The organism is Bacteroides sp. MSK.20.12 (assembly GCF_019052435.1).
GTDB lineage: Bacteria > Bacteroidota > Bacteroidia > Bacteroidales > Bacteroidaceae > Bacteroides > Bacteroides xylanisolvens.
Genome location: NZ_JAHQVH010000082.1, coordinates 1 through 5,643, shown reverse-complemented (window position 1 = coordinate 5,643; position 5,643 = coordinate 1). Strand labels below are relative to the sequence as shown.

Genomic DNA, 5,643 nt, shown 5'->3' with positions numbered 1-5,643 from the left:
GGGTCATTAGGGTAAAGCCCTAATCCCCTCGGGAGAGCCCACAACTACGAAAGCGGAGCGTGTAGTTATAGTGGGCTATAACCGAAAGCCGTTTTTCTTTTTCGGTGACTGGCTGCTCACTCCTTTGACGGATTGGACTTGCCTTTTTCTTTCAACCTGTTTCTGTAAGTATTCGTTCAAGTCCTTGCATCCTCTGTAAATCTGCGAAGCGTCCCGGATGTATCGGTCTCTGCCGTATTCCATGCGGATTTGCCGGAGTGTTTCCATTCCTGCATGGTCGTTGTCTAAAAAGCAGTGGATGCGTTCGTAATTGCCCAACGGATAGAGAGCCTTGTTTACATTCGATACTGAGTTCAATACAATGTAGTCCTGCCCGTCCAATTCCGGATAATTTGGGCAGCTCTCTTGTCTCAATGTCAAAAAGGAGAGGTAGTCCATAAATCCCTCGAACACATAACAGGTATTCCTCGCTTTCCCAGACTGTCTGATGTGGGAGATTTCCTTTGGAGCGATGCAGCCCTTGAAATAGCGGTTGCGAACCTCAAACCCACCCGAAGCATTGGGAAAGGCGATGGCAAAGTACCGCTTGCCGTTGTGGGTGAAACGGGCTTCACTACATTCTCTTTTCGCCAGTTCTGTATTTATTCCTCTACCTTGCAAGTAGGCAAGCAGGGCAGGAGATGACAGCGGAACAATCTCCAACTGTTGGAAACTCGGCTCAGAAGAGCTTTGCTTGCCAAAAGAAAAAGATACCGGGCGCACGTGCGGTGTCTGTTCTGCTATCCGTTTCAAGATGTAAGGTACATGGTCGGTAGCGTACAGATGTGCAGCCAGTGCAATGATGTTTCCGCCCTTTCCCAAACCGAAGTCATACCATTGTTCACGTTCGGTATTCACTTTGAACGATGCTTCACTCTCTTCCCGAAACGGAGATTTGTACCAAAGGTTGATACCTTGTTGTTTTACTGGTGAATAACCCAAGCTGTGCAGGTAGTCGGCTATTCGTATGCTTTTAGCTTCTTCTATTGTCATTTTCTTGCGGATTTGTTGGTGAATGAAAAAATGATGATTTGATGAATTTGGAATTTAACACACTGTTAAACAGCGTTATATCGGCTCATCTTTTTCTCATCAGATTGCTTGCCAAAAGAGAAATGATGTTTTCTTTTTTCATCAGCAATCGTTGTTGATGAGTGTTTGATGAATACATATCTATCTGTAAGGCAATATATTACTTCCCTTATTCATCATTTCATCAAAATAATTAGATAGCGGTCAGTTGTTCTTTCGTGACCGTATAAAACCGACCAGTTTTCCTTTTCGGCTCATAGTGGCACTCACGATGGGGTGCGAACTCATAAGCGGTGTAGGATAGCGAATTGTGTGCGGAAGTAAGTTTCCATACTTCCTGCACAACTTTCCTCACTTGATACTTTTCAACCTTGACCTGTGAATAGAGTAGCAAGGTTACAAGGTCGTTCAGGCAGAATGATACGCTTTCCACGTTCATGTTCGACATGATGTCAAGCAACAACTCGGTCATTTCTATTTCCAGTCGGTTGCGGTTGCTTCGGATTATTTTCTGCAAGGCTGCGGTATGTGTCAGTCTTGGGTTGAACCACATACGGCTTTCCTGTGTTGTGGATAGTTCCCTTTGGGTCAGGAAATAAAGAAATGCGGGTATTTCCGCTTTTAGCTTTTGCAGAAAGTTGGTATCATCACTCTGCAACGGCATTATCTTCCGCACCCAGTAGCGTGTTTCTCCTGCGTCTATGAGTATGGGCAGATATTCGTTGTTGGAACATAGCACGAACTTGGCGAAGAAAGCAATCTCCGTTCGGTCTTTGCCTTTGGCTTCCACCTTGTAGGTGAAAGTGGTGCTCAGGTTTTTCAACCGTTCGCTGTCTTCCCTGCGGTTGAGCAAAACTTCGTCCACAACGATTAGCAGCTTTCCTGCCCAGTCGGAATTGAATTGGCTGCGGAAATCTTCGTTGGTGTTGAAAGTCACGTTGTTCTCAAACACGGCTTTCAGGAAGTTCAAGAACGTGCTTTTGCCTGTGTTGCGTTCTTCTGAAACAAGTAGGACAATAGGCAGCTTCTGTGTCGGCTGTAGATACAGCAGTTGCATATAGTCCATACCCAGCTCGTATTGTTCCCCGAAGATGTGCCGCATCAAGGATTGGATGTGGGAGAAGTCCCCCTGCTGCGGTTTATGCTCTATAGGCTCGTAAAGGTTCAGAAATCCCTCAATCTCCTTTTGGTAGTTCAAATGGTTGGGAACGGTGCAAAAGCCGTCATACTTGGGGACGGTGGCAAGATAGTTCTTTCCATAGTCCTGCCGTAATGTGCTGTTGTTCCATACGACACGTTTCTTTTCATAACCGCCATTAGCGCATGGCTGATTGACCACCTTGTACAAAGTTGTTCCTACGCGCATATATTCTTCCTCCTTCATAGGCTTAGATTAAAGGGTTGTGTTCACCTAAAATTCTCTGAATGTCGGATTGTCGGTATCTGACCTTGTTTCCAACCTTTACAGGCTTCAGATAGTTTTTCTTAGACCAGTGCCAGAGTGTGGTATCACAAACACCGCACATCTTTTTCACTTCCTCTTTGGTTAGATACTTCTCCTTTCTTGCTTCCGCAATGGCGGTAGAAAGTTCATGCTTCGCACGGCTGATTAACTGGTTGGAGAATAATAGCAAATCTTCTCCTGTTACTTCCAACTTGATGTTGCCGTTTCCGTTTTGGATAATTGCCAATATGTCTGTCATAGGCTTCTTGAAACTGCCGGTTGTAAGACTTCCCGTTTCGGCAGTATTATAAACGAAAAGCCACTACCCCGATTAGGATAGTGGCGCAAATATATAATGAAAATCAATTGTAAAACAATGATATTCAATTCGTTAAATTCGTAAAAACGAAAAGCGAATTAAACGAACTTCAATTGGATAGATAGGCTTTCAATTCCTCGATGGCTTCATGGTCTTCACCAATGTCTTTTACCAGTTTCTTGCTGTTTCCAAACGGAGAAGTGAGATTTCTGTATGCTTTCTGGATGCCTCTTTCGTGGACGATTTCTTGTTCCTTGAACTGCTCGTACAGTGCGTTTCTGAAAGTCTTGATGGGACACTTCCGCATGAATCGGTATTCCACCAGTGCGATAAACAGTCGTGCTATATCTGTTTCCGTAGCATGAGTTTTCAATCGTGTGCCAATTCTTTCAATCAGTATGTCATGCCTTTCTATCAGAAGTTCTGGCAACGTGCGTGTGTCGGCTTTGCGTCCTGCGGTCTTTGGCTGTTCTTCCTGCAACATATCTGTTTCTTCCTCGTCCATGTCTTCATCTTCTTCTATTGCCCATTCCACGAGAGAGTTTTCCTCAATGGCTTTCTGTTGCTTCCTGAATACTTGCCAGTCCTCTTTGGTTCTCATGCCATTGGCGATGCTTTTTCTGATAATGAATTTGACCATGCCGGAAACAAGCCATTTGTATAAGGTGGGAATATCCTTTCTTTTGGTCAGTTCCTCACCCTGTTCCACCATGCACTCATAGCTTCGTCCGTAATAGAGCCATGCAAGCATGGCAGGAACAATGCTTCTCTTGTTCGGGGTATGAAACTCATTTACTATCTTCTCGGCAAGGTCTGATTGTAAAAGAACATTTTCCAGTTCCTCGAAATCAGGGTTTCTATCATCACCTATTCTCTTGCGTGCTGCTTCTTTATATTTGGGAACAAGCCTTACAGCCGTATTGAAAATATTGAAGAATCCTTTGAACTTCTTGTCGTTCATTTCTTCTACGAAATCGGCATATTCATCCGGATGGCTGTCGAGCCATTCCTTTATCAGTCTTTTGAAATTATCATATTCTTGTTGTCCCATACAAGTATCAATCTAATAGTTTTACAAGGTCTTTCTTCATTTCTTCGTCAATATCCCTGTATCGTCTGAAAGCTTTACTTCCCTCCTTGTGTCCCGACAGTGCGGAAACGAGGTTCGGGTCTTTCACTTTTTTATAGATATTGCCGATAAATGTACGTCTTGCCAGATGGCTGCTTGCCACTTCATAAATTGGTCGTTTGATTTCGTTGTGCGTCAACGGATCTAAGATTGTTACGATGCGGTCAACTCCAGCCAACTTGAATATCTTTTTTATGGCGTCATTGTACTTTTGTTCGGATATGAACGGCAACAGTTTCCCCTCATATTCTTTGTAGCGTTCAAGGATTTCTTTCGCCTTGTCGTTAAGTGGAACGCGTACCGTAACCGGATTCCCCTCTTTGGTTTTCTTGGGAATATACTCTATGGCTTCATTGACCACATTTAGTTTGGTCATTCGGTACAGGTCGCTCACCCTACATCCTATCAGTGTCTGAAATATGAATATATCCCTTTGTATTGCCAATTGTGGGGTGGCAGAAAGGTCTGCATTAAAAATCCTGTCCCTTTCTTCGAGTGTTATATAATAAGGTGTGCCGTATGTACACTCTTCTATCGGAAACTTGTCGAAAGGTCTGTTTGTGGTGCATTTGTTATCGAAGCACCACAGGAAGAATGTGCGTATTCTTGAAAAACAGTCTATCAGCGTGTTCTTGCTTCTGGGCTGTGGTGTCCTCTTTTCGGGAATGGCTTCATAAATGCTCGGGTAAAGTTCATAGTACTGGTATTCGTTCTGAAAGAAATCCCACATATCCCGAAGCGTGTCAGGTGTTACCAAATCCACGTCAAGGATAAAGTCCTTTTGCCCTCTCTTTGTTGTCCTTACATATAGTTCATAACGCAGTAAGGCTCTTTTGACAACCCGGAAATTTTTCTTTCGTACTTCCGACAAAGGGTGCTTGTTTAGAAATTCATCGAATAGTTCTCCAATGGTAGGCTTGATAACTACTTCCTCCGGCAGAAAATATTTTTCAGGATGGTAAAATTTATCAAGTGTTGTTTTTAGCCATTCTTTGTCTATTGCTTCCTTTTCTTGTTGATATACCTTCTCGATATAGGTTTTCAACTGGCGTATCTCTTCATTTATATGGGTACGCATTTCTTCATTACAGACAGCTTTCGTTTTTACACATTCGTCTTTATCATCCCATAGATTGGGATTGATAGCCAACTGAGTAGGAGCAACGGAGTCTAACTGCCTTCCGTTTCTAAAGCGTACATAGATTGTAGCCATGGATTCTGTATCATATCGCTTGGCTGCTTTTTTAATGATAAAGGTTACTTTCATAGACTTACAGGTTGAATTTTACTCTGCTGCAAATATAAGTATTTTCCCCACATTTTCCCCACGTCTGCTGAATATTTTGCAATTCGATTAACTTGGATTAAAATTTAATTAGATTGTAACACATTGAAATATAGTGTAATTGCAGTATTTTTTGCATTTTTCTTTTTCCCTACATTTTCCCCACTTTAATTATTTCAAATGCGGGTCTGGGTACTGAAGCGGAGAAAGTAGAAATACTCTCTCCGCTTTTCTTTTCTACTCCTCGTAACTCGTTGGTCATACCGAAAATTCGAGCATGATGGATTTGCACGCGTCATTGACGAAAGATTTGTTACTGAAATGATTTTGGCTCACCCGCAATTTCTTGGGGGTAACTATTTGTAGCTTTCTTTAAAGTGATTACTTTTGTAATA

Annotated in this window: 5 protein-coding genes and 1 pseudogene; all 6 read right to left on the bottom strand. The window is 42.7% G+C overall.

What is annotated here, in order from left to right; translation table 11 throughout:
• Positions 1–75 precede the first annotated feature (75 nt).
• Positions 76–1,032 carry a toprim domain-containing protein gene (locus tag KTR06_RS24095; RefSeq protein ID WP_005833668.1) on the bottom strand — a complete coding sequence of 319 codons (957 nt, stop codon included), beginning with the start codon at positions 1,030–1,032 and terminating at the stop codon, positions 76–78.
• A gap of 232 nt (positions 1,033–1,264) precedes the next feature.
• Complete coding sequence (locus KTR06_RS24090) at positions 1,265–2,455, bottom strand: primase-helicase family protein (protein WP_004291344.1); 1,191 nt, start codon at positions 2,453–2,455, stop codon at positions 1,265–1,267.
• Positions 2,456–2,459: 4 nt separating this feature from the next.
• The gene (locus tag KTR06_RS24085) at positions 2,460–2,774 is read right to left on the bottom strand and encodes an AlpA family transcriptional regulator (protein WP_004291341.1); all 315 of its coding nucleotides are present in this window, start codon (positions 2,772–2,774) and stop codon (positions 2,460–2,462) included.
• A 169-nt stretch (positions 2,775–2,943) separates the two neighbouring features.
• Entirely contained in the window at positions 2,944–3,885 is a 942-nt protein-coding gene (locus KTR06_RS24080) for a DUF6043 family protein (protein WP_007842064.1), read from the bottom strand.
• Between the two features lie 7 nt (positions 3,886–3,892).
• Complete coding sequence (locus KTR06_RS24075) at positions 3,893–5,230, bottom strand: site-specific integrase (RefSeq protein WP_004323146.1); 1,338 nt, start codon at positions 5,228–5,230, stop codon at positions 3,893–3,895.
• 104 nt (positions 5,231–5,334) lie between these two features.
• Positions 5,335–5,519 (bottom strand): annotated as a pseudogene (locus tag KTR06_RS24840) (recombinase family protein); the annotation flags it as partial.
• Positions 5,520–5,643 lie beyond the last annotated feature (124 nt).

Bases quoted from the DNA above. Each gene is read 5' to 3' on its own strand.
- KTR06_RS24085 (WP_004291341.1), bottom strand. From the start codon at position 2,774: ATGACAGACATATTGGCAATTATCCAAAACGGAAACGGCAACATCAAG.
- KTR06_RS24095 (WP_005833668.1), bottom strand. From the start codon at position 1,032: ATGACAATAGAAGAAGCTAAAAGCATACGAATAGCCGACTACCTGCAC.
- KTR06_RS24090 (WP_004291344.1), bottom strand. From the start codon at position 2,455: ATGAAGGAGGAAGAATATATGCGCGTAGGAACAACTTTGTACAAGGTG.
- KTR06_RS24080 (WP_007842064.1), bottom strand. From the start codon at position 3,885: ATGGGACAACAAGAATATGATAATTTCAAAAGACTGATAAAGGAATGG.
- KTR06_RS24075 (WP_004323146.1), bottom strand. From the start codon at position 5,230: ATGAAAGTAACCTTTATCATTAAAAAAGCAGCCAAGCGATATGATACA.